Origin of the sequence: Halolamina rubra, from assembly GCF_000739555.1 — an archaeon.
Lineage (GTDB): Archaea > Halobacteriota > Halobacteria > Halobacteriales > Haloferacaceae > Halolamina > Halolamina rubra.
This window is the reverse complement of sequence record NZ_BBJN01000008.1, coordinates 84,797-106,868: the sequence shown is the minus strand read 5'-3', so window position 1 is coordinate 106,868 and position 22,072 is coordinate 84,797. Positions and strand designations below refer to the sequence as shown.

28 protein-coding genes and 1 pseudogene are annotated in these 22,072 nt (G+C 68.9%); 13 read left to right on the top strand and 16 right to left on the bottom strand.

The features are described from left to right. The 3 genes from cofH to ACP95_RS02075 form a co-directional block, all read left to right on the top strand. Window positions 1–1,255 (top strand): 7,8-didemethyl-8-hydroxy-5-deazariboflavin synthase subunit CofH (cofH, locus tag ACP95_RS02085; protein WP_049979617.1); only part of this gene is annotated, 1,255 nt, incomplete at its 5' end. A gap of 66 nt (window positions 1,256–1,321) precedes the next feature. Beyond that, a complete protein-coding gene (locus ACP95_RS02080) occupies window positions 1,322–1,810 on the top strand; it encodes an Lrp/AsnC family transcriptional regulator (RefSeq protein WP_049979616.1) in 489 nt (162 codons plus the stop codon). Further along, on the top strand, window positions 1,807–2,940 hold the full coding sequence (locus ACP95_RS02075; RefSeq protein WP_049979615.1) for a pyridoxal phosphate-dependent aminotransferase: 1,134 nt from the start codon (window positions 1,807–1,809) through the stop codon (window positions 2,938–2,940). The genes ACP95_RS02080 and ACP95_RS02075 overlap by 4 nt, the downstream gene beginning before the upstream one ends. An 18-nt stretch (window positions 2,941–2,958) precedes the next feature. Here ACP95_RS02075 and ACP95_RS02070 read toward each other — a convergent pair whose 3' ends face one another. Together ACP95_RS02070 and ACP95_RS02065 are read right to left on the bottom strand one after the other, a co-directional pair. Beyond that, entirely contained in the window at window positions 2,959–3,951 is a 993-nt protein-coding gene (locus ACP95_RS02070; protein ID WP_049979614.1) for a sialidase family protein, read from the bottom strand. Window positions 3,952–4,063: 112 nt separating this feature from the next. Beyond that, window positions 4,064–4,933 (bottom strand): mechanosensitive ion channel family protein, encoded by an 870-nt coding sequence (locus ACP95_RS02065; protein WP_049979613.1) that lies wholly within the window; start codon window positions 4,931–4,933, stop codon window positions 4,064–4,066. Window positions 4,934–5,055: 122 nt separating this feature from the next. On the opposite strand from ACP95_RS02065, the gene ACP95_RS02060 reads away from it, so the two are divergent. Further along, on the top strand, window positions 5,056–5,313 hold the full coding sequence (locus tag ACP95_RS02060; RefSeq protein ID WP_049979612.1) for a DUF5789 family protein: 258 nt from the start codon (window positions 5,056–5,058) through the stop codon (window positions 5,311–5,313). Between the two features lie 22 nt (window positions 5,314–5,335). Here ACP95_RS02060 and cofG read toward each other — a convergent pair whose 3' ends face one another. The 4 genes and pseudogenes from cofG to ACP95_RS02040 form a co-directional block, all read right to left on the bottom strand. Then, window positions 5,336–6,505: a 7,8-didemethyl-8-hydroxy-5-deazariboflavin synthase subunit CofG gene (gene cofG, locus ACP95_RS02055; protein WP_049979611.1), complete on the bottom strand. Its 1,170-nt coding sequence runs from the start codon at window positions 6,503–6,505 to the stop codon at window positions 5,336–5,338. Between the two features lie 54 nt (window positions 6,506–6,559). Continuing rightward, window positions 6,560–7,171 carry a 2-phospho-L-lactate guanylyltransferase gene (gene cofC, locus ACP95_RS02050; protein ID WP_049979610.1) on the bottom strand — a complete coding sequence of 204 codons (612 nt, stop codon included), beginning with the start codon at window positions 7,169–7,171 and terminating at the stop codon, window positions 6,560–6,562. Between the two features lie 14 nt (window positions 7,172–7,185). Beyond that, entirely contained in the window at window positions 7,186–8,370 is a 1,185-nt protein-coding gene (locus tag ACP95_RS02045) for a tubulin/FtsZ family protein (RefSeq protein WP_202593751.1), read from the bottom strand. A gap of 143 nt (window positions 8,371–8,513) precedes the next feature. Further along, a pseudogene (locus tag ACP95_RS02040) lies at window positions 8,514–11,278 on the bottom strand (AAA domain-containing protein). A 95-nt stretch (window positions 11,279–11,373) separates the two neighbouring features. Here ACP95_RS02040 and ACP95_RS02035 point away from each other — a divergent pair. Continuing rightward, the gene (locus tag ACP95_RS02035; protein WP_049979608.1) at window positions 11,374–11,622 is read left to right on the top strand and encodes a type II toxin-antitoxin system HicB family antitoxin; all 249 of its coding nucleotides are present in this window, start codon (window positions 11,374–11,376) and stop codon (window positions 11,620–11,622) included. Between the two features lie 44 nt (window positions 11,623–11,666). Here ACP95_RS02035 and ACP95_RS02030 read toward each other — a convergent pair whose 3' ends face one another. Continuing rightward, a complete protein-coding gene (locus ACP95_RS02030; RefSeq protein WP_049979607.1) occupies window positions 11,667–12,479 on the bottom strand; it encodes an aminoglycoside N(3)-acetyltransferase in 813 nt (270 codons plus the stop codon). A gap of 50 nt (window positions 12,480–12,529) precedes the next feature. Continuing rightward, entirely contained in the window at window positions 12,530–13,480 is a 951-nt protein-coding gene (locus ACP95_RS02025) for a hypothetical protein (protein WP_049979606.1), read from the bottom strand. Between the two features lie 112 nt (window positions 13,481–13,592). Here ACP95_RS02025 and ACP95_RS02020 point away from each other — a divergent pair, with 112 nt between their 5' ends. Then, a complete protein-coding gene (locus ACP95_RS02020; RefSeq protein WP_049979605.1) occupies window positions 13,593–13,817 on the top strand; it encodes a hypothetical protein in 225 nt (74 codons plus the stop codon). Window positions 13,818–13,835: 18 nt separating this feature from the next. Here ACP95_RS02020 and ACP95_RS02015 read toward each other — a convergent pair whose 3' ends face one another. Next, complete coding sequence (locus tag ACP95_RS02015) at window positions 13,836–14,798, bottom strand: zinc-dependent metalloprotease (RefSeq protein ID WP_049979604.1); 963 nt, start codon at window positions 14,796–14,798, stop codon at window positions 13,836–13,838. Window positions 14,799–14,836: 38 nt separating this feature from the next. Further along, window positions 14,837–15,337 (bottom strand): hypothetical protein, encoded by a 501-nt coding sequence (locus ACP95_RS15960; protein WP_049979603.1) that lies wholly within the window; start codon window positions 15,335–15,337, stop codon window positions 14,837–14,839. 129 nt (window positions 15,338–15,466) lie between these two features. Here ACP95_RS15960 and ACP95_RS02005 point away from each other — a divergent pair, with 129 nt between their 5' ends. Then, window positions 15,467–16,531 carry a M20/M25/M40 family metallo-hydrolase gene (locus tag ACP95_RS02005; protein ID WP_049979602.1) on the top strand — a complete coding sequence of 355 codons (1,065 nt, stop codon included), beginning with the start codon at window positions 15,467–15,469 and terminating at the stop codon, window positions 16,529–16,531. 46 nt (window positions 16,532–16,577) lie between these two features. Here the strand turns inward: ACP95_RS02005 and crcB are convergent, their stop codons facing one another. Further along, window positions 16,578–16,934 carry a fluoride efflux transporter CrcB gene (gene crcB / locus ACP95_RS02000; protein ID WP_049979601.1) on the bottom strand — a complete coding sequence of 119 codons (357 nt, stop codon included), beginning with the start codon at window positions 16,932–16,934 and terminating at the stop codon, window positions 16,578–16,580. After that, entirely contained in the window at window positions 16,931–17,353 is a 423-nt protein-coding gene (locus ACP95_RS01995) for a fluoride efflux transporter FluC (RefSeq protein ID WP_049979600.1), read from the bottom strand. The genes crcB and ACP95_RS01995 overlap by 4 nt, the downstream gene beginning before the upstream one ends. Window positions 17,354–17,448: 95 nt before the next feature. On the opposite strand from ACP95_RS01995, the gene ACP95_RS01990 reads away from it, so the two are divergent. Beyond that, window positions 17,449–17,928, top strand: a complete 480-nt coding sequence (locus ACP95_RS01990; protein WP_049979599.1) for a 50S ribosomal protein L11 — start codon at window positions 17,449–17,451, stop codon at window positions 17,926–17,928. Between the two features lie 41 nt (window positions 17,929–17,969). On the opposite strand, the gene ACP95_RS01985 is transcribed toward ACP95_RS01990, so the two are convergent. The 3 genes from ACP95_RS01985 to ACP95_RS01975 all read right to left on the bottom strand — a co-directional run bounded on the left by ACP95_RS01985 (window position 17,970) and on the right by ACP95_RS01975 (window position 19,600). Further along, complete coding sequence (locus ACP95_RS01985) at window positions 17,970–18,230, bottom strand: hypothetical protein (RefSeq protein ID WP_049979598.1); 261 nt, start codon at window positions 18,228–18,230, stop codon at window positions 17,970–17,972. 66 nt (window positions 18,231–18,296) lie between these two features. Further along, window positions 18,297–18,962 carry a DUF2238 domain-containing protein gene (locus ACP95_RS01980; protein WP_049979597.1) on the bottom strand — a complete coding sequence of 222 codons (666 nt, stop codon included), beginning with the start codon at window positions 18,960–18,962 and terminating at the stop codon, window positions 18,297–18,299. Continuing rightward, window positions 18,959–19,600, bottom strand: a complete 642-nt coding sequence (locus ACP95_RS01975) for a hypothetical protein (protein WP_049979596.1) — start codon at window positions 19,598–19,600, stop codon at window positions 18,959–18,961. Before ACP95_RS01975 ends, ACP95_RS01980 begins: the two co-directional genes overlap by 4 nt. Before the next feature lie 150 nt (window positions 19,601–19,750). Here ACP95_RS01975 and ACP95_RS01970 point away from each other — a divergent pair, with 150 nt between their 5' ends. From ACP95_RS01970 to ACP95_RS15530, 5 genes are all read left to right on the top strand, one after another. Then, window positions 19,751–19,996 (top strand): AbrB/MazE/SpoVT family DNA-binding domain-containing protein, encoded by a 246-nt coding sequence (locus tag ACP95_RS01970; RefSeq protein ID WP_049979595.1) that lies wholly within the window; start codon window positions 19,751–19,753, stop codon window positions 19,994–19,996. Beyond that, window positions 19,993–20,379 carry a PIN domain-containing protein gene (locus ACP95_RS01965; RefSeq protein WP_049979594.1) on the top strand — a complete coding sequence of 129 codons (387 nt, stop codon included), beginning with the start codon at window positions 19,993–19,995 and terminating at the stop codon, window positions 20,377–20,379. The genes ACP95_RS01970 and ACP95_RS01965 overlap by 4 nt, the downstream gene beginning before the upstream one ends. A gap of 225 nt (window positions 20,380–20,604) precedes the next feature. Beyond that, window positions 20,605–20,784, top strand: coding sequence for an HVO_2753 family zinc finger protein (locus ACP95_RS01960; protein WP_049979593.1), 180 nt, complete (start codon window positions 20,605–20,607; stop codon window positions 20,782–20,784). Between the two features lie 2 nt (window positions 20,785–20,786). Beyond that, entirely contained in the window at window positions 20,787–21,053 is a 267-nt protein-coding gene (locus ACP95_RS01955) for an elongation factor 1-beta (RefSeq protein ID WP_049979592.1), read from the top strand. A gap of 203 nt (window positions 21,054–21,256) precedes the next feature. After that, on the top strand, window positions 21,257–21,589 hold the full coding sequence (locus ACP95_RS15530; RefSeq protein WP_049979591.1) for a hypothetical protein: 333 nt from the start codon (window positions 21,257–21,259) through the stop codon (window positions 21,587–21,589). 71 nt (window positions 21,590–21,660) lie between these two features. Here the strand turns inward: ACP95_RS15530 and ACP95_RS01945 are convergent, their stop codons facing one another. Then, window positions 21,661–21,948: a ribbon-helix-helix domain-containing protein gene (locus ACP95_RS01945; protein WP_049979590.1), complete on the bottom strand. Its 288-nt coding sequence runs from the start codon at window positions 21,946–21,948 to the stop codon at window positions 21,661–21,663. Window positions 21,949–22,072 lie beyond the last annotated feature (124 nt).

Below are 22,072 nucleotides of genomic sequence, written 5' to 3'. Positions count from 1 at the left end.
CGCCGGGAAACGCCTGACCGTCGACGACGCCGTCGAACTGCTGACGACCGGCACCGACTCGTCGGGCATCGACGCCGCACGGAAGGAGCGCGTGCTGGAGCTCGCCGACCGCCGGCGCGCCGAGGAGGTCGGCGACGCCGTCACGTTCGTCGCCAACGTCAACAACAACGTCACCACCGCCTGCAACACGGGCTGTCTGTTCTGCAACTTCAAGAACCCCGACAGCGCCTTCGAGAAAGACTCCGGCGTGGAGCACACGGGCTTTACCAAGACGCCCGCCGAGAGCCGCGAGGCGGTCCGCGACGCCGTCGAGCGCGGGGTGTACGAGGTCACCTCCGTCTCGGGGCTCCACCCCGCGTTCGCGCTCGACGACGAGCACCGGGAGATCCTCGAGACGTACGACGACGCCGCCCGGACGGTGAACTACAAGCCGCCCGAGCGCTACGAGACAGACCCCGGAACGTACGTCGAACAGCTCGAAGCGATGTCCGTCGGCGGCGTCCACGTCCACTCGATGACGCCCGAGGAGGCGTACCACGCCCGCCGCGGGACCGACAGACCCTACGAGTCGATCTACGCCCGCCTCCGCGACGCGGGGCTCGACTCCGCGCCCGGGACGGCCGCGGAGATCCTCGTCGACGAGGTGCGCGAGGTGATCTGCCCGGGGAAGATGGACACCGGCGAGTGGGTCGCGGCGATGGAGGGCGCCGCCGCCGCGGGGCTGCCGCTGACCTCGACGATGATGTACGGCCACGTCGAGAACGAGATGCACCGCGCGAAACACCTGCAGGTGATCCGCGACCTCCAGGACCGCACGGGCGCGATCACGGAGTTCGTCCCGCTCTCGTTCATCCACCAGAACACGCCGCTGTACGAGGCCGGCGTCGTCGACTCCGGCGCCAGCCTGGACGAGGACGAGCTGCTCGTCGCCGTCGCGCGCCTGTTCCTCGACAATATCGACCACATCCAGTCCTCGTGGGTGAAGTCCGGCGACGAACACGGCCTCAAACTCCTCAACTGCGGCGCCGACGACTTCATGGGCACCATCCTCTCCGAGGAGATTACCAAACGCGCCGGTGGCCAGTACGGCGAGTTCCGCAGCGTCGCGGACTACGTCGAGATGGTGGGTGCGATCGGCCGGCCGCTCGCGGAGCGCTCGACCGACTACGAACAGACGCGCCGCGTGGCGATGGACGGCGGCCCGTACGGCCCGGAACTGGGGCCGAAAGCCGACGGGACGCCGCTGCTGGAGTAGCGTCGCGGGTCGGAACCGTTCCCACGGGCGAGCAAAGCCTTTGGGCGCCGGCGTCGACCCGAGCGTATGGCCGACCAACGGGAGCTTCTCGCACTACTGCTCGAGGACGCCAGACAGTCGACTGCGGATCTGGCCCGACAGACCGGCCGCTCCGAGGCCGAGATCGAGGCCGCGATCGACGAGCTCGAAGCCGCGGGCGTCGTCCACGGCTACCAGGCGGTCGTCGACTGGGCCAACGCCGACGAGGAGCGCGTCGAGGCCCACGTCGAACTCAACGTCGAACTCGACCGCGAGACGAAGTACGACGACATCGCGGGCCGGATCGCCAATCACCCCGAGGTGGAGACGCTGCGGCTCGTCTCGGGCGACTTCGACTTCGCCGCGGTCGTCGTCGGCGACTCGATGCGCGACGTGTCGGGGTTCGTCGCCGACCGGATCGCCCCCATTCCGGAGGTGACCCAGACGGTGACCCACTTCGTGATGGACACGTACAAGCACCGCGGCGTCGACTTCGGTGGCGACGGCGACGACGACCGGCTCTCCGTCTCGCCATGAAGGTCGCCGACCGCGTCCGCCAGACCCCGCCGTCGGGCATCCGGAAGTTCTTCGAGCTGGCCGAGGAGGCCGACGACGTGATCTCGCTGGGCGTGGGCGAGCCGGACTTCTCGGCGCCGTGGGCCGCCCGCGAGGCCGCCATCGACGCGCTCGAACGGGGCCGCACCTCCTACACCGCCAACCGCGGCCGCGCGGATCTCCGACGAGCGATCGCCGACCACGTCGCCCGATACGACCTCGACTACGAGCCCGAGCGTGAGGTGCTCGTCACCGCGGGCGCCAGCGAGGCGGTCGATCTGTCGATGCGCGCGCTCGTCGACCCCGGCGACACCGTGGCGGTCCCCCAGCCCTCCTACATCTCCTACGGGCCGACCGCCACCTTCGCCGGCGCCGACGTCCTCCCTGTACAGACGCGGGCCGCGGAGGCGTTCGAGCTCACCGCGGACGCGCTCCGCGAGGCCGGCGCCGCCGACGCGGACGTGCTGCTCTACTGCTACCCCAACAACCCGACGGGCGCGGTGATGGACGCCGACGACCTCCGGCCGGTCGCCGAGTTCGCCCGCGAGCACGACCTGACGGTGCTCGCCGACGAGATCTACGCCGCGCTCACCTACGGCGGCGAGCACGACTCGATCGCGACGCTGCCGGGGATGCGGGAGCGGACGGTCGTCATCGGCGGCTTCTCGAAGGCGTACGCGATGACCGGCCTGCGGCTGGGCTACGCGCTCGCGCCGCCCGAAGCTATCGAGGCGATGAACCGCATCCACCAGTACACGATGCTCTCGGCGCCGACGACGGCCCAGTTCGCCGGGCTCGAGGCGATCCGGGCCTGCGACGACGCGGTCGAAGAGATGCGCGACGCGTACGACCGGCGCCGCCGCTACACGCTCTCGCGGTTCCGGGAGATAGGACTGGACTGCTTCGAGGCCGAGGGGGCGTTCTACGCCTTCCCGGAGTGTCCCGGCGACGACGAACAGTTCGCGGAGGAGCTGCTCAGCGAGGAGGGCGTCGCGGTCGTCCCGGGCAGCGTGTTCGGCGAGGGCGGCGAGGGCCACCTGCGGATCTCCTACGCGACCGGGATGGACGAGCTCCGCGAGGCGACCGCCCGGATCGAGCGGTTCCTCGACTGAGGGGGGCGATCGGCCGAGCTACTGATCGAGTGCGCGCTTCTCGACGATGGCGCCGCCGGCGCCGACGGCCACGTCGGCGCTCTCGGGCCGGATCACGGCGCCGTTGAGGTTGCTCTCCGTCGGCGTCGCGACCCGCTCCCACGATCCCAGCGTCTGCCGCCGGAACACGTAGCCGCTGCCGCCGGCGGCCAACCCTTCCTCGCTCAGCCTGTCGACGCTCTTGATCGTGTTCGAGCCGACCTGTAGCGCCGTCCAGCGGTTGCCGTCGTAGCGGAACAGCTTCCCGCCGCCGGCCGCGGCGTTCAGGTCGTCGCCGCCGGGGCCGGCGACGTCGTACAGCCCGACGGAGCCGCCGTCGATGCCGATCTCCTCCCACGTCGTCCCGCTGTCGGTCGACTCGTACACTTTTGCGTTGGTGTCCACGGCGACGAAGCTGTTCTCGCCGTAGGCGCCGGCGCCTTTGATGCTCGCGCCGCCGCCGGGTTTGACGACCGCCTCCCACTCGATGGAGCCGTCGGACTGGCGCTCGCCGGTCAGCTCCTCGCCGGAGCCGTTGACCAGCGAGATCGTCTCGTTCGTCCCCGCGAGCCCGGTGACGGTGATGGCCTCCCAGGTGGAGGTCTTCCCGTTCGGCGCGGAGTAGTCGGTGAGCTCGTTCGTCGTCGTGTCGATCTCGCCGATGACGCCCGACCCGCCGGCGACCCAGACGCTCGCGCCGTCGCTGGTGGCGTCGATGCAGGTCAGGCTGTTGCTGGCGGCCGAGGGGCCGTTCTCGAGGACGACCTCCCACTCGCCGTCGACGCCGCGGCTGAGGACGCGCCCGCCGCCCCCCGCGGCGAACGGGCCGCCCGCGGCGTCGACGACGCCGTTGAGCGACTTGCTGGTCGGCGACTCGACCGCCTCCCAGCCGTTCTCCGCCGCCGAGGCGGATCCGGCTGCACCGAGTCCGACCAGCGCCCCGACTGCCGCCCCGCTCCGCCTGAGGAACCGTCGTCGACTGTGGTCCGACATCGCGGCTGGCTTGGAACCGGCGCTGAAAAGTATTGGTGGCCACGTATCGATACTGTAACCCGTCAATAGGAAGAAAGAAAGGAACGGAGAGGGGGAACGCGTCGACCCTTGCTCAGGCCTCGGCGCGCTCGTTGACGTCGACCTCGCCCACCAGCTGGCGGTGGACGTACGGCATGTCGATCCCCTCGGCGTCGAAGCGCTCCTTCACCTGCTGGACCGCCTCGCTGCGGACCGCGACGTAGTCGCCGCGGTCGGGGTCGTCGATCCAGAACCGCGCCTGGATGCCGACCGCGGAGTCGCCGAGCTCGGTGACGCGGGTGGTCGGCTCGGGGTCGGTCAGCACGCCGTCGACGCCGGCGATCTCCTCGACGATCGCCTCGCGGGCCAGGTCGATGTCGTCGTCGTAGCCGATGCCGAACACGAACTTCTGTCGCAGCTTCTCGTAGGCGACGGGGTTGGTGATCGCGTTGTTCGCGAGGTCGCCGTTGGGGACGGTGATGCGCTCGTTGTCGAACGTCCGGACCGTCGAGACCCGCAGATCGATCTCCTCGACGCGGCCGGAGTTGTCGTTCCACTTGATCCAGTCGCCCACCTCGAACGGCTTGTCCTTGATGATGAACACGCCGGCGACGAAGTTGCCGACGAGGTCCTGGGCGGCGAAGCCGACCGCCAGCGCGAGCGCGCCCGAGAGCGTCGCGGCCGCGGTGAGGAAGCTCGGGAACCCCGCGGCCATGAACGCGACCGCGACGGCCGCGAACAGCACCAGCGCGTTGGCGACGCTCTTCGTCAGGCTCCGCAGCGCCTCCGTGAACCCGCGCGCCTTCAGCAGGCGGAGCAACAGCGGGATCAGCACGAACCGCCCGAGCGCCCACGTCGCGACGAAGCCGAGGACGAACGCGACCGCCTGCCCCGCGAGTGCCGACAGCGAGACGCCGAACAGCTCGCCGCCGAGCCCGAACTGGAGCGTCGTGAGTGGATCCATGCTGTCGACTCAGCACCGCCCCCCGCAAAGAGCTACTGGCTCCGGACCACGGGGGACGGCGCGGTGATGCCGCCGTCGACGGCCCGGCGAAGAGCTATGGTCGCGGCGACCAACAGTTAGCTATGGAACAGGAACTCAAACTCAACCAGCTGGCGGACGCGCTGACGGAGCTGGAGTACCCGCTCGACAACGAGACGGCCGCCGACGCCTGCGAGGGCGTGACGCTGCTGCTCGCCGACGGCACCGAGCAGTTGGCCGACGTGATCGCCGACTCGAACGAGGACCGCTTCGACTCCGCCGACGACCTGGAGAGCGAGGTGATGAGCAACCTGCCGCGCAACGCCGTGGGCGAGCCGTACCAGTCCGAGGGCGACGCGTAGGTCGGGTCGGAGCGAGGACCGGCTACTCCGGCAGCGAGAGCGGGCCGTCGCGGCGCGCGACCGCCCGGAACCGCGCGCCGTGGGCGTCGTCGGCGTCGACGCGCTCGCGGACCGGTTCCGGGAGCCAGCCGTCGTCGGCGCCTTCGGGAGCGTCGGCGACCCGGCCGTCGAACCCCCCGCGGCGCAGGTTCTCCGGGAGGTAGCGATCGTACGTCGGGAGTCGCTCGTACAGCGGCACGCCCGCGTCGTCGGCGATGTCGCGGAGTTCCCGCAGCGCGGGCCACTCGTAGTCGGGGTTGATGTAGTCGTCCGTGATCGGCGAGACGCCGCCGAGGTCGTCGACGCCACAGTCGAGCAGCTCGCGGGCGGGCGAGAGGTTCGGCGGCACCTGCACCGAGATTTCTTCGGGGAGGGCGGCGCGGGCCATCGCGACCGCGCGGCGCATCGTCGCCACGTCGGGCTGGTCGAAGTCCGAGCGCTCGTTGGGGACGACGTTCTGGACGATCACCTCCTGGACATGGTCGTAGCGCTCGTGGAGCTCGCGGATCGCCAGCAGGCTCTCCGCGCGGTCGCGCCAGTCCTCGCCGATGCCGACGAGGATCCCCGTGGTGAACGGCACGCCCAGCTCGCCCGCGGTCCGGATCGTGTTCAGGCGCTGGCCGGGGTTCTTGCGCCGCCCGCCCGAGTGGGCGCGCACGTCGGCAGTCGTCTCGAGCATCACGCCCATCGAGGCGTTCACGTCGGCGACTTCGGCCATCTGCGCGCGGGTCTGGTCGCCCGGGTTGGAGTGGGGGAGCAGCCCCTCCTCTAGGGCGATCTCGCAGGCCTCACGCAGGTACTCGTGGATCGAGTCGTGGCCCCACTCCGCGAGCTGGTCGTGGATCTCGGTGTATCGCTCGTCGGGGTCGTCGCCGAAAGTAAAGAGCGCCTCCGTACAGCCGGCGTCGGCGCCGATGCGGCACTCCTCGCGGATCTCTTCGGGGGACATCAGCGTCGCCTCCCCGGGCACGTCGTAGTAGGTGCAGTAGGTGCAGGTGTAGCGACACGCGGTGGTGAGCGGGATGAACACGTTCCGGGAGAACGTGAGCGCGTCGGCGGCGTCGACGTCGTCGGGCGTCACGTCGAGCAGGCGATCGATCTCGTCGTCGGCGATCGAGAGGTCGACGTCGTACTCGTCGGCGCCCGGGATCACGCTCGGAGGTGACAGGGGGACGAGTATGAAGGTTTCACTCGGGATCGGGTTCGGCTACTCCCGAACGACTTCGACCCGCCCGCCGCCCACGTCCAGTTCGAACCCGGCGTCCACGAGCCAGTCGCGTGCGGCACCGTCGCCGTGGAGCAGCACCTCGGTCAGGTCCGCGGGCTCGTCGATGTCCACCGCGAGCAGTCGGGAGTCGACCTCCCTGACCGACAGGTCGTTCTCGCTGGCGATGGCGAGGTGGTCGCGGTAGGAGGCGCCGTGGTAGTCGACGTGGAACGCGGCGTCGCGGGCGAGGAAGGCGTTCGTGCCGCCGCCGAGCCCCGCGGCGATCGCGAGGTCAGCCTCAGAGTCGAGGAGGGTTTCGAGCGCCGCGGGCGTCGCGAGCGCGAGGTCGGCCATCACCACCGCGGTCGGCACCGTGTCGAGGCGATCGTTCACCGCCGCCGTCAGCGGGCGGTCGTCGACGACGACCGGCGCGTCCACGTCGACCGAATCGGTCGCGAGCACCGTCACGTCGAGGTCGCGGTCGACGCCGTCGAGCGCGGCGAGCACGTCCGCGAGCATCGCCGCGGCGAACTCGCGTCGCTCGTCGGGGGTGAGAACGTCGGCCAGCCGAGATTTCGGCCGGTCGGTCGAGAACGGAACGACGGTTCGCACGAGGGGCGGGGGGCTCAGAACAGCGACTCGAGCTCGTCGTCGTCGTCGTTGACGAGCTCCTCGAGGTTCTCCTCGCTCTCGTCGCGGATGTCCTCGATGTTGTCCTGTGCCTCGATCGCGACCTGCTGGAGCTCCTTGATCCGCGGGACGTTGTTCACGCCCGACAGCAGGATCACGCCGGCGACGAAGTTCGCGCCGCGGACGGGGTAGTCCCCGCCGCGGACCTCCATCGAGCCCGTCTGCTCCTCGAGCCACTTCCGCCCGCGCTCGATGCCTTTCCGGTTGAGGTACTTCGGCGGGCCGGCCATCACGAGTAGCGCGCGTTCGCTGCCCTCGATCTCACAGGGGAGCGTGAGCCGCCCGAGCGCGGCCTTCCGGACGAGGCTGGTGATGCGATTCGTCGTGTGGGCGGTGTCGAGCTCGTCCTCCTCCTCGCCGCCGGTGAGTCGCGAGAGCAGGCCGCCGTTGCCGCCGCCCGTGTTCTCGACCTCCTCGCGGGCGTAGCCGACGGTGGAGACGCCGCCCCCCGCGAGTGTGTTGATGATCTCCGAGGAGTCGACGACGCTCTCGGCGACCTCGCCGCCCTGCTCGACCTCGCCGGCGCCGAACAGGATGCCGAAGCGCTTGACGATCTCGTCGTTGATCTGGTCGTAGCCGCCTTGGACGGACTCGCCGGTCTTGCGCCAGGCGTCGTTGTCGAACACGAGGAGGTTGTCCACCTCGCGGACGAACGTCTGGAACGAGCGCGCGGCGTTGAGCGTGTAGATCCCGCCCTCGTCCGAGCCCGGCAGGATCCCCATCCCGTAGACCGGCTCGGTGTAGATGCGCTTGAGGTGTTTCGAGATGACGGGCGCGCCGCCGGAGCCGGTGCCGCCGCCCAGCCCGGCGATCACGAGGAACGCGTCGACCTCGTGGACCGGGATGGAGTCGATGGCGCCCTGCACCTCGTCCATGTCCTCCTCGGCGATCTCCGCGCCGAGCTCGTTGTCGGCGCCGACGCCGTGACCCTTCACGCGGGACTGCCCGATGAGCACCCGTTGGCTCTCGGGGATGTTCTCGAGCCCCATCAGGTCCGCTTTCGCGGTGTTGACGGCCACAGCCGCGCGGACGATGTTCGACCCCTGCTCGGCGTCGTAGCCGACGAACTTGTCGACGATCTTGCCCCCGGCCTGGCCGAAGCCGATCATTGCCAGCTTCATACGTGCGCTCCCCTCATCGTTGGTCGAGAGTCACGTGCATGCCGAACAAAAGGCTTGTGGGCCGACCCCACGACTTGCCGGGATACGTCCGGGAACTTCCCCCGGCCCCCGTCGGTTAATTTTTGAAAAGTGACGCGTTTGGTCTATCGACGCGCCCAATCGAGCATGTGCGCGTAAAACGGGTCCGACCCGAGCGCGCCCGCGTCGCCGACGAGGACGAGGACTTCTTCGCCCGCGTGAGCGCGACGTTCATCCGCCGCGGGTCGTCGTAGATCGGGCCGTCGAGGTCGCCCGTGGCGACGAAGGAGACGACAATCACCTCCTCGCTCGACCCCTGGAACCGGTCGACCGTGTCGACGGTGGCGTCGACGCGTCGGTTGATCTCGGCGACCTGCGCGCGGAACGGCGCGATGACGCCGATGTCGTCCGGATCGACGCCCGCCGCGACGAACTGGTCGACGATCTCGGCCACGCGGTCGGCCTCCGCGGGGTTGGTGTTGCCCACGCGCTCGCCGTCGGGGTCGACGAAGGCGACGGGATCCTGAAGCTCGGTGGGGAGCCCCTCCGCATCGACCCCGTCGAGGTCCGAGAGCCGCTGGGCCGCGACTGCGCCGTTCGCGGGGCGGAGCGCGCCGTCGTAGAACTCCCGCGAGGGGAACGCCTGGATGCGCTGGGCCATCCGGTACTGGCGGTCCAACAACACCGACGCCTCCGGGGCCAGTTCGTGCAGGCGCTCGAACAGCGAGGTCGAGAGGTCGAGCCGGGCCGGCCGGCCGTCGATGGCCTCGCCGTCGGCGCCCTCGCCGGTCGTGGTGCCGCCGTCCGCTTCAGCCAGCCCGTACTCGCTGGTCCACGCTTCGCCGCCCTCGGCCTGCACCACGGGCGGGAGCTGCTCGTGGTCGCCGACGAGCACGAACCGCTCGGCGAGGTTGATCGCCGCGAGCGTCGCGGGCTCGGTCAACTGGGAGGCCTCGTCGACCAGCGCCACGTCGAACGCCTCCTCGCGCATCACGCGGGAGCCGCAGGAGGCTGTCGTCGCCGCCACCAGCGAGGCGTCCTTCAGTTCGGCGATGCGGTCGCCGGGGTCGCCTTCCTCCGCCAGGTGGAGGTGTTGCATGTCCTCGCGGATCCCGGACTCCGTGCCAACCCGGACGATCTCGCTCTCGTCGACGCCTTGGTCCAGCACCGCCTCGAGCGCGTTGTCGACCGCACGGTTGGTGAACGCCGAGAGCAGCACGCGCTCGCCCTGCTCGATCATCGCTTGCACCGTCTGCGCGATGGTGTACGTCTTCCCGGTCCCGGGCGGCCCGTGGACCAGCGCGAAGTCCTCCGCACGGATCGCGAGGTTGACCGCCTCGTTCTGGGCGTCGTTGTTGTCGACGTACTCCCGCTCGGCCCCCGAGAACTCGGGCTCCCGACGCCCGAACAGCACGTCCTTCCGGTCCGGGTCGCCCGTGAGGACGCCGTCGTGGAGCGCGGTCAGCATCCGGTCGACGGAGAGCTCGGAGGGGTACACGTCGAGCCGGCGCACGTCGACGGGCTCGTCGGCCTCGACGACGATCTCGGCGCCGGCTTTCCCGCTCCCGAGGCTCTGAATCCGGCAGAGCTCCGCGTGGCCCTGCACGGGGTCGCCGTCGCTCGCGAGCGCCACGTCGCCCTCGCGGAGCTTCGAGACGGCGTCGTCGGCCTTCCGGGCCCGGAGGCGCCAGCGCCCGCCCGGGATCGCCTCGCGGTCGATCGGCTCGAGGTCGATCAGCGCACGGTCGTCGTCGGCGCGCTCCTGGGCGTCCTGCTCCCAGAGCTTCCGGTACTCGGCGTGGACCTCGCGGCGCTCGGCCTCGATCGACTGGTAGAACCCCTCGAAGTACGCCCGCTCCTCGGGGGGGAGCGGTTCGCCGATCTGGCCGGCTTTGGACTCCTGATCGAGGCGCCCGGAGACGACCATGCAGGTGTCCTGCTCGAAGCAGTACTGGCAGGTGGCGTCGGCCTCGAACCCCGTGGGGATCGAGGCGTCGAACTCCATCGCCGCCAGCTCGTTCCGGGTTCGGACGACGAACTTGAGGAGGCCCGGCCCCACGGAGAACTCCTTCGCCGGCGAGAGGTCGCCGGTCTCCTCGGCGCGTTCGAGCGCGGTGTTCTTCGTGTAGAGGAGCGTCCCCGTGTCGGCGTCGACGCCCTGCTCCTCCAGCATCAGCGCGTAGCAGGCCGCCTGCATCTTGTCCTGGAAGCGCGGCTCGCGCTTGGTGTTCTTCCCCGTCTTGAGTTCGACGGGCATCCCCCGGCGCAGGGCGTCGGCGCGGCCCTTCAGGCCGAAGGTGGGCGAGATGAGCGTGTACTCAGAGCGCCAGGTGTCCTCCTCGGTGAGGGTGCCCTGTTCGAGCCAGCCCTCGACGGCCGCGGCGTTCCGGCGCACCTCGTTCTCGACCTCCTCGCGGTCGTACCCCAGCGCGCCGAGTTCGAGGCCGGCCTCCGCGACGCGCTGGTCGATGGCGTCGTCGAGATCGCGGCCGCGCAGCAGGTCGCCGAACACCTCGTGGACGACGGTCCCCTTCACCACGGGGTACTTCAGCGGCACACCGGAGAGCTTGTTCAGGTAGTACATCCGCGGGCACTGCACCCACGAGCGGACGGCGGTCACGTCGACGAGGAACTCCGGTTCGAGCACGACCCACGAGTCGGGGGTGGTCTCGTACGTCGTCTCGCCGCGGAACTCGTCCTCGTCGGCGTCGGTGACGAGTAGCTCCATCCCCGCCTCGGCGTACTCGGCGGTTTCGGACCACTTGTTCCAGAGCGTCACCGTGGTCGGGTCGCCGGCGCCGCGCTCGGGCCGGATCGTGAGCTCGACGAGGTCGGCGCCGCCCGCGGTTCGCGGTTCGCCGACGTCGACGATGGGGCCCCGAAGTCGCATTGTGGGGAGCAGTGGGTCCCGGAGTTAAACGGTGTCGGTCGGGGTGGTTCGCGAGCTGCCGTACACTTTTGCCGCGGTAGCGTCGATATCGGTGTATGAGTAGCGACAACCCCGGTAGTGCGGGCGAACCAGACGGGGCCCAGCAGATCACGCTCACGCTCGCTGAAGACGAAGAGTGGTGGGTCGCTCGCGACGAGGAAACGGGCGTCAGTTCTCAGGGCCGAACGCGGGAAGCGGCCCTCGATAACCTCGACGAAGCAGTGGCAGGGTACCACGGTGAGGGTCGCGAACCGGCCGACGAGGAGCTTCTGGAACTCGGCATAGATCCGGCCGGAGCCGAGTAATCACGGGAGAGCGACACCCCTCCCCGAATTTCTGCAGTAATAGCTCACCGGTGCGTGGTTAGCCACTCGACGGCGAAGTCGACCAGCGCTGGCTGATCGACCAGTTTGGCCGTCGCCGCGCCCACCTCGCCCGTAGCGACCGCGTCGGGGTGCGCCGCCTCGAACGCCGCACCGATCTCCGGAAAGTCGCCGTTGTCGTGCTCGATATCCATCCACTCGACCCACTCGCGATCGCCGTCGTGCAAGACCGGCGCGCCCGCGGTCGTCTCGCCGGCGTCGACGTCGGCGCGGTACTCCGCGAGGTGGAGGGAGGTGTTCGTCGCGTGGTCGGTGCCGAGCAGGAGCACCGAGCCCTCGCGTTCGTACACTCGGGCGAGCGGGGAGTCCTCACCCATCCCGTTCGCGAAGCTGTGGGCGTCGACCACCGCCGCGGCGTCGGCGCCCCACGCCGCGAAGGAGTAGAGTGGGTGCTGGCTCCGAACAGTCCCCGGGTAGTCCCGGAAGCACTCAGCGACAGCACCCATGGAGCGCGTCGGCGTCACCGCGGGCCGGTAGGGCGGCATCGACTCGCGGATCTGGGGGATCCAGTCCTCCGGAACAGGTGGGTTCGACCATACCGACGGATCGCTGTACTGCGTCGAGTGGGTCGGCATGACCACGGTGCCGCTCTCGGTCACGACGCGCTGGAGTGCGTCGACGACGGCTTGGGGGCCGCCCGCGACCCAGCCGAGTTCCGAGAGCGCGCTGTGCACGAGGAGCGTGTCGCCCGCGTCGACACCTAGGTCGCGGAGGTCGGCGGCGATGCGGTCGACCGTGACGGGGTCGTCGACGGCGTCGACCGCGGCGTGTTCGCCCATAGGGTCGGGTTTGTCGGGCGGTATAGGTGTCTTGTGGACGCGAGAGTCGCCTACGGGAGGAACAGCGTCGCGACGTAGCCGACGCCGACCAGTGTGAGGAGGGCGCTGACGCCGGTCAGCCATCTGCTCCGTTTCGCGAGACGCGAGCGGACGCTGTCCAGCTCGCCCGGGAACAGGTACGCCGGCCCGTCACCGTCAGAGACGCCCCAGAACGCGTCGCTCGGCTTCGTAACGCGGTCGTACTCGCCGACGACGGTGGCGGTGTTCCCCGGGGCGAGTGGTCTGAGTCGGAGCCGGTGATCCGCCCTGGGAGGCTCAGGACTGTCGACACCAGCCGCGGAGAGGAACGCCGCCACGTCGTCGGGTACTGGTTCGTCCTCCGGGAGCGAAATGCTGTAGCTTCGCCGGGAAAGCTCGCCCGAGTGGATCGACACGGCGTCCTCGTCGACTCGAAGTTCGCCGCTGCCGTCGTCGACTGCGAACGGGCGGGTGCGCTCCCCTTCCGCGACGGTGACCCACACCGGCCGACTGGAGGTGAGCCCTCGGTCCTTCTGGAGCGCGTACGCACAGGAGAGAACGTCACCGTCGGTGTCGGGTATCTCGAACGTGCCGTCGATGGGGGTGAGCGAGCCGTCGACGGCGACGACGCCCGTGTCGGGGTTCCCGGTCGTGCAGTCGTCGGCGGCACCGAGCCGACTCCGCATGGTGTGCCCCGCCAGTCCGACGGCGACGCCGAGTGGGCCGAGTGCGCCGCCGACCGAGAACAGGCCGTCGACGACGTCGAACTCGCCGCCGCCGGCGTTCGATCCGGCGATACCGAGCGTGAGTAGCGCGAGGGCGAACGCGGACGCGACCACCATCGCCGCCGTCGGAGTGCCCGTGCGGCGCTCGAACGACCGGAACGCCAGTCGCACGGAACTCGGCGGGATGATGAGGAGGAGGCAGAGCACGATGACGCCGACGGCGAGGACCGCCATCCCCAGCGTGTACGTCGAAACCATGCCACTGCGGTGGCGAGGGCGGCCTGATAACTGTTTCTCTCGTCCCCGGCGCAACCGCCGCGTTCAAGCACCCGACCCGCCTCTGTAGGGGTATGCAACGGGAGAGTGAGCGATGAGCGGCCGGGGGTTCGGCTCGCTGCCGCTCCAGATCGGGTTCGTGCTCATCATCGCGCTCTCCGGCGTGTTCGTCTCGATCCAGGCCGGCGCGGGCATCCGGTTCGCGCTGCTCGCGGGCGTGGGTGGCCTGATCGTCGGCGTCGTGATCACGTGGTTCGTCGTCCGGAACCTCCGGGACGTGATGCCCGACACGCCGGATATGTCGGACCGCGAGTGGTAACGGCGCTCCGAAGAAGGATTACGCGACCCGGGCGAGCCAGCGCTCGGGGTCGTCGAGCTCGTCGTCGGTCGGCAGGTTCTCCGGTCGCTCCCAGACCTTCGCGGCCGTGTCGAGCCCTTCGGCGTCGGCGACGGCGTGGAAGAAGTCGGCGCCGCGCTCGTACTGTCGGCGCTTGATCCCGAGCCCGAGCAGCCGACGGATCAGCTGATCCACCGGGCCGCCGCCGCTCCGTCGGGCGTCGATCTTCCGGCGCAGGTCGTCGTACTCCTCGTCGAAGGCGCGATCCATCAGCAGCTCCGCGTACCCCTCCACCGCGGTCATCGCGGCATCGAGTTCGGAGAACGCCTCGCGGTTCAGCCCGCCCGACGCGAGCTGGGTGACGGTGTCGCGCATGCGTGACTCCAGGTACTCCGGGAGCCACTCGGCGGCGCCGAACTCCGCGGCGTGGGTCACCTCGTGGAACGCGATCCAGCGGCGGAATCGCGGGAACTCGACGTTCAGCTCCTCGGCGGTTCGCTCGATGTTCGGGTGGACGAAGTAGAGTTCGTGGGTCGGCCCGCCGTCGGCTTCGGCGAGCAGGAGGGGGTCGTACTGGCCGAGCACGTGCCGCGCGAGGAAGGCGAGCGAGAACGACATCGAGCCCGTGTTGACCACACGGGAGGCGCCCGGGAACAGCGGCTGGTCGAACTCCTCGGCCATCGGCTCGATCAGGCGACGGAACGTGTCGACGTTGGCGTCGATCCAGTGGTGGCGGTTCTGGAGCGAGATCGTCTCGGGCACGTCGAAGGCGACGCCGCCGACCTCGCGGATGCGGTCGCGGGCGTCCCGCACGTCGGTCGCGTACCCCTCGCGCTCGGCCGCCGAGAGCTCGAGCGAGCCCGGGTCGGTGCTCGCCTTCGCGGCCTCGGAGACGGCCCCCCAGTCGACGACGCCGTCCCCGGAGGCGGAGACGACGGCGTCGACGCTGCGGAAGAGATCCATATCGATACTCGGCGGCGGGCGGGCAAAAACCCTCGTCCCTACTCTTCGACGACGATCTCCTCGCTCCCGGCGAGGAGTTTGTACGCGGCGATCGCCAGCGCCAGCAGCAGGCCGACGACGGCGGCGACGACGAGGCCGACGCGCCCGCCCGCCTCCTCCTCGGGGCTGGTGATCTCGATGGGGACGGAGTCCTCCGCCTCGCTCTCGAGCTCCTCGGTCGCCTCGTCGACCTGCTCCTCGATGTCGTCCAGCGCGTCGAGCCCCTCGGGTTCGACGCCGGCGAGCAGCTTCCGGACGGCGTAGGCCAGCGCCGCGAGCGCACCCAGGCCGACGAGCGGCCCGAGCACGCTGAGGGGGGACCCTCCGGAGGATTCCTCGGACGACTCTTCGGTGGTCGTCGCGGTCGTGTTGGTCGCGGTCGAGTCGCTCGTGGTCGCCTCGCCGTCGGTGAGTTCGTCGACGCCCGGGAGGCTGCGCGGCCCGACCTGGAACTCGTCGTGGAAGTGGAGCTCGAGGAACGTGAACTGTTTGTCGGTCATACAGGTTCGTTCGGGCGCGGGCGGCAAAGCCGTTGTGGGGTGGGGCCGCGCTTCGGCGTGGGAGTTCCACAAAACGGCCACGCTGGCCACCATCGTCGGACTCATGGGCCACCCCGCCAAGTCGCCGCCATGGACGACAGTCAGCGGGCGTTCCTCGACGAACTGCTCACCACCCCCAGCCCCTCCGGCTTCGAGACGCGCGGCCAGCGCGTCTGGGTCGACTACGTCTCCGAGTTCGCCGACCGCGTCGAGACCGACGCGTACGGCAACGCGATCGCGGTCCACGAGGGCGACCCGAGCGTCGACACGGAGTTCGCCGTCGGCGGCCACGCCGACGAGATCGGCTTCATCGTCCGCGACATCGTCGACGACGGGTTCCTCCGCCTCTCTCGGGTCGGCGGCTCGGACCGAACCGTCTCGAAGGGCCAGCACGTGACGGTCCACACCGACGACGGGCCCGTGCAGGGCGTGATCGGGCAGACGGCGATTCACCTGCGCGAGGGTAACGAGGAGTACGAGGACATCAAGGAGCAGTTCGTCGACGTGGGCGCCGAGGACGAAGACGACGCCGAGGAGCTGGTCTCCATCGGCGACCCGGTGACGTTCTCCTCGGAGATTCAGGAGCTCGCGAACAGTCGCGTCGCCGCCCGCGGGATGGACAACCGCGTGGGGACGTGGGTCGCCGCCGAGTCGCTGCGCCGTGCGGCCAAGGCCGGCGCCGACGCGACCGTCTTCGCCGTCTCGACGGTGCAGGAGGAGGTCGGGCTGAAGGGGGCGCAGATGGTCGGCTTCGGCATCGATCCGGACGCCTACGTCGCCGTCGACGTGACCCACGCGACCGACAACCCCGACGTTGCGGGGAGCGCCCGCGGCCCGGTCGAACTCAGCGAGGGGCCCGTGGTCGGTCGCGGGAGCGCGAACCACCCGAAGCTGGTGGATCTCGCCCGCGAGTCGGGTGACGAGGACGACGTGGAGTACCAGCTCCAGGCTGCGGGGAGCCGGACGGGCACCGACGCCGACGGCGTGTTCACGCAGCAGGGCGGCGTGCCGTCGCTGAACGTCGGGATCCCGAACCGGTACATGCACACGCCGGTCGAAGTGGTCGACACGGAGGACCTCGACGCCGTCGCGGACCTCTGTGCCGCGATGGCCGAGCGGGCCGGCGAGTACGAGTCGTTCGAAGTCGACATCTGAGCGGTCGCGGCGCTCTGCGCTCGGTCTCTCTCGTTTTCCCTCGCTTTCACCCGACCAGTAGCCACGCGATCCCGAGCGCGACGCCAGCGAGCGCCAGCGTCCCGAGCGCGTAGCCCGTCGCCAGCGTGCGGTCGCCGTCTTCCCACGCCCGTACGGTCTCGACCGAGAACGAGGAGAACGTCGTGAACGCGCCGCAGGTCCCAGTGCCGAGCAGGAGCAGCACGTCGTCACCGGCGCCGCCGAAGGTGAGCAGCCCCAGCACGAACGTGCCGAGCGTGTTGACCGCGAGCGTCGACGCCGGGAACGGGGCGTCAACATCTGCGAGTGCCTCCCCGACTGCGTAGCGCAGGGTTGCGCCGAGGGCGCCGCCGAGGCCGACGAGGATCGGTGCGGGCGCGATCACGCCGACTCACCTCCTGAGCGTTCGTCACCGTCGCTGCCAGCGTTGCCGTCGCCGCCAGCGTCGACGACGCGGCGCGCGAGCCACATCCCCAGCGCCGCAGCGGCGAACCCCAGCGCGTAGTTCGCGAGGACGTTCCCGACGAGCAGGGCGGGCGAGCCAGCCAGCGCCGACTCGACGGCGAAGGTGGAGTAGGTCGTGAACGAGGAGAGAAACCCCGTCGCGAGGGCGAGTCGGACCGCGCGGGAGAGGCGACCCGCGGCGACGGTGGCGACGACGGCGCCCAAGAGGAACGCGCCGAGGACGTTCGCCGCGAGCGTGCCGCCGAGGTCGGGGAGGGCGACCGCGAGCAGCCAGCGTGCGTTCGCGCCCGCGAACCCGCCGCCGGCGACGAGAGCCAGGGTTCGGGCGCGGGAGACCATACGGCGCCTGCTGGGTCCGGTGGGGCCAAACCGCTGTCGCTCCGGGTCGGATCCGGAAAGAAACCGTTAAACGGCGCGCCGGGCACCTTTCGGGTATGGCTGGAACCATCGAAGTGCTCGTCGCGGGCGGTGAGGCCGATCCTGGCCCGCCGCTCGGCCCCGAGCTGGGTCCGACACCCGTCGACGTGCAGGCGGTCGTGCAGGAGATCAACGAGGAGACCGACGCCTTCGACGGGATGGAGGTCCCCGTCACCATCGACTACGAGGACGACGGCTCGTTCTCGATCGAGGTCGGCGTCCCGCCGACGGCGGAGCTGATCAAGGACGAGGCCGGCTTCGACACCGGCTCCGGCGAGCCCCAGGAGGACTTCGTCGCCGACCTGACCGCCGAGCAGCTGAAGAAGATCGCCGAGCAGAAGTCCTCGGACCTGCTCGCCTACGACACCAAGAACGCGGCCAAGGAGGTCGCGGGCACGTGTGTCTCGCTGGGCGTCACGATCGAGGGCGAGGACGGCCGCACCTTCAAGCAGCGCATCGACGCCGGCGACTACGACGACACGTTCGCCGAGGCGTAGTTCGGCGCTTCTCTCTCCGTTCTCTCACTCGGGGAGCGACGCTATTCGTCGCTCCGGAACTCAATCGCGATTAGCCCGACAGCGAGCAGGAGGCAGGTCGCCGTGAGCACCGCCGCCGCGGTCGATCGGAAGTAGCCGTTCGCCTGCCCGAGTTGAAACACGCCACCGAAGGCGACCGCCGCGATCGCCAGCGGGCGCAGGGGGCGCTCGCCGGTCGTCGCGAACTGCCACGCGGCGACGCCGATGCCGGCGACGACGACCAGCACGAGGAGCCCGATCCAGAGGAGGGCGGTGTCGACCATGGCTGTGAAACAGTCGCCCGCGGAATCACGGTTGCGGTCGGGGCCGCCGCTCGGTTCTCGGGGGAGCTACTCGGCCCCGCTGCGCGCGCGGAGTCGGTCGGTGACTGACTCGGTGACCCCGGTGAGGTACGCGGTGCCCCAGATGCCGACGACGATGCCGCCCAGCGTGTCGAACAGCAGGTCCTTCATCGTGTCCTCTAGGCCGTACTGGGTGAGCACCGCGGGCGCGCCCGTCGCCTCGGCGGTCAGCGCGATGGCGAACTCGATCACCTCCCAGAACACGCCGAAGGCCATCGTGAACAGCAGGATGAACACGAAGGTAAAGCGCGGGGGGAAGCGCACGGTGTCGGTGTGCTCGTCGAGCGCGCGCACGGTGACGTACCCCGCCCCGGCGACGAGGCTGGCCGAGAACGTGTGGGTCATGTGGTCCCACCAGGGCACCGCGCGGTAGGGGTGGGCCTCGGCGCCCGGGAGGCCGACCGTGCCGAACCCGTGGAGGAACACCGCGAGGGAGATCCAGAGGACGAGCGCGGGGTCGAGTTGGATGTCGTAGTCGCGTTCCAGCAGGGCGGGGATGTACGTCACCACGAACCCGACGCCGGCGTTGACCATCACGCCGACGCTGCCCTCGTAGAAGCCGACGGTGATCATGCCGAACAGGCCGTACTGCATCGCCTGGGCGGCGATGCGCTGCTGGCGGTCGCTCAGCCCGAGCCAGTCGCGGATCCTCACTGCGGCTCACCCCCGTTCGTGGGCTCGTCGACTCCCGGCCCGCGGTTCCGGCCGTTGGCCAGCCGTCGGAAGTAGTAGGTGAACAGCAGTGCCGAGATGACGCCCGCCATGGTCGCGGCGACGAAGTCCCACATCAGCGCCTCCTCCGCGTGCGGCCGGTCGAGAAAGCCCGTGCCGAGGTAGATGTCCGAGAGCCATTGGGCGACCGCCCAGATCCCCGCAGCCGCCATCGTGGTGACGACGACGAACACCACCGCGAACGCGTCGTTCATCCGCGTCGTGGTGAAGCGATCGAGCAGGACGGCGACGATCAGCGCGACCGCAGCGACGGCGACGTAGGTGGTCACCCGCCCCGTGAGCGCGACTTCACCGACGGTTCGGCCGGCGACGAACACCCGGCCGCCGACGGGGAGTGCCGCCAGCACGAGTAGCTCCCACGGGAGCATCGTCTGCCAGTCGCGGTGCATCACGGCCGGGAGCGCGCCGAGGACGACGACGACGAGCACGAACCCCGCCCAGACGAGCTGGCCGGTCAGGAGTTCGAGCACGCCCGTCCCGAGGAGGAAGATGAGCACGGCCCACGCCACCAGCGCGTTCGCGCGCTCGCCCTCGACGAGTCCGAGCCCTGCCGTATCCATGGCTGCGTGTTCCAGCGGTACGGGCAAAACACTTCGGCCCGTGGGTCAAGCGGTGTCGAATACGTGCCTCGATTCCCCGGCCGTCCCTCTTGAACCACTGAACCCAATTAAGTGGTAAGATTCTTTGTCTGTGGTACCATAGTCGAATCTATGTCAGCAGAGACAGATGGACAGGGGCGGCTGTACATCCCGAAGGAGGTTCGGGAGAAGTACGGCCAGAAGTATCACATCGTGACGTACGAGGACAAAATCGAGCTCATCCCCGTCGCGGACGACCCACTCGCCGCCGTCCGTGAGGCAGCGGGCGAACTTCGTGACGCATCAGTCGACGACATTCGAGAGGATATCGAAGAAGAAGCACAGGAAGACGCTCGAGAGAAGGACGCCGATAGATGACGGTGTACGTCGAGACCGATTTCTTGCTCGCGCTAGCCAAGGATTCCGACTGGTTGCAGGGGTCAGCTGAAGAGGCACTCGCCGAACACGATGTCGAAACGTCGGCGTTCTCCTATCTTGAACTCCTTCTCGCCCGAGAACGCTACGAGTTCGACTACGTCCCCCTCGTGGCCAACCTGCTCGAACTCGTTCCAGTGAAAGACGAGGCAGAGAAACAGGTCGTGCTGAAGGCTGTCAACTACTACGAGGAGGGGATGACCCCGTTCGACGCGTTCCACGCCGCGACTGCGGAAACACGTGGGATGGACGTACTCTCCTCCGAGAAAGACTACGACGATATCGAGGTCGAACGAGTCCCACTCGAACCGACTGACGAGGAGTGACGACGGGCAGATCCGTGGTCAGATTTGGCTCTCTTCCGTGCAACTCAGCAGCTGAAGTCGAAATCGACGCATCCACACGGTCGGCCAACAGCTTCACCTCTCGTAACGCTATTCGGTCGCTTTCTCCCGACGGTGTCACCCCAATATCGGAGACTTCGAGCTTCTCCTCGAAGGTGCGAACCTAGCCTCGTAACGGTTAAACGTCACCCGCCCGGCCATCTGTACATGAGCGAAGCAGATACGACGGGAGATCGCGCCTGCGTCTCCTGTGGCATCTCCGTCACGGGGACCAACGCGGCCCGGTTCAAGTGCCCTGACTGCGGGACCGTCATCTTCCGCTGTGCCAAGTGTCGCAAGCAGAGCAACCTCTACGAGTGCCCGGACTGCGGGTTCAGGGGGCCCTGACGATGGGTGACGTCGCCGCCAAGATCAAGGTCATGCCGGAGAGCCCCGAGGTCGACCTCGACGAGCTCGAGGACCGACTCGAGGCCGCGCTCCCCGAGGGCGCCGAGATCCGCGGCTACCAGCGCGAGGACGTGGCGTTCGGCCTCGTCGCGCTGCTGCCGACGGTGATCGTCCCGGACGACGCCGGTGGCACCGAGGCCGTCGAGGAGGCGTTCCGCGACGTGGAGGGCGTCGAGAGCATCGACGTCGACTCCGTCGGCCGCCTGTAAGGCCGTCGACGATTTCTGCGGTTTCGCTACGTCGTGAAGCGCTAGCTGTCGATCTCTTCTGCTTGGGTCGGAGTAGCCAACCGGCGTTCGTGTTCTCGGTGCGGGAGGTTGGCACGGTAGTCGCTCCTTGACATCCTCCCACCCCTGAAGGGGTGGGCTTCCGCTCGCTACGTGTCATTATCGCAGTAATGATTATCTAGATAATGACCTTCTACAGAGAAAGCGAGGCGAGTGCCTCGGGGCTTGACCCCGAGGCGGTTCACTTCCTCGCTGCACAGGAATCCGAGCAGCGCCAGCGGGAGAAGTTCGTCGAACAGATCGCCGCTCACGCCGACGAACGCCAGCCACGGGTTTCGGACTGGGAAGATGCACTCACGTACCTCGCCGAGAAGCTGCAGGAGGAGCGATTGATCGTCGCTATCGACGAGTTCCCATCTTTAATCAGGGAGGGAACCCCCGCCCTTGAGGCCGGGTGGGGAATCGCGTCACTTGACTACGCTTTTCGTCGGTCACGATCTCGTCGAGCTTACTGGTGATTCGGTCGCGTGCGTGATCGTCCAGCCCGTCAAAATCACGCCGTGCGGTGTCCGTGAGCTCCCAGTCCCACTCACTCATCACTGTCGCGTTTCGAGTCCTCGAGACCGTAGGCTGCCTTGACGTCGTCGCTACTGTGGGTTCGCCCCTCACGAATCTCTGCTTCGCTGGTGAGCATCGCCTTCAGGTCCGCACGGGTGAATTCGGGATGCTTGAGCGCATCGCGAAGCACGAACCGGATGAATTCGCTTCGACTGTTGAATCCCTGTTGCTCCCACGTCGTATCGACGTCCTCGAGGAACGTTTCCGTGATTCGGATGTTCACCGTTGTCTTGTCAGGGGGTGACTCGGCTTCTGCCATACTTTGTGTTGAAATTGTGTATGAATAAGGATTACGGCGAGCAGGACGGCTGTCGAACAGGTTCCTCCGGAGCCTCGTCTCTGCGGAGACGCAGGGCTGTCGAATCCTGTTTCTCCCGCCACTC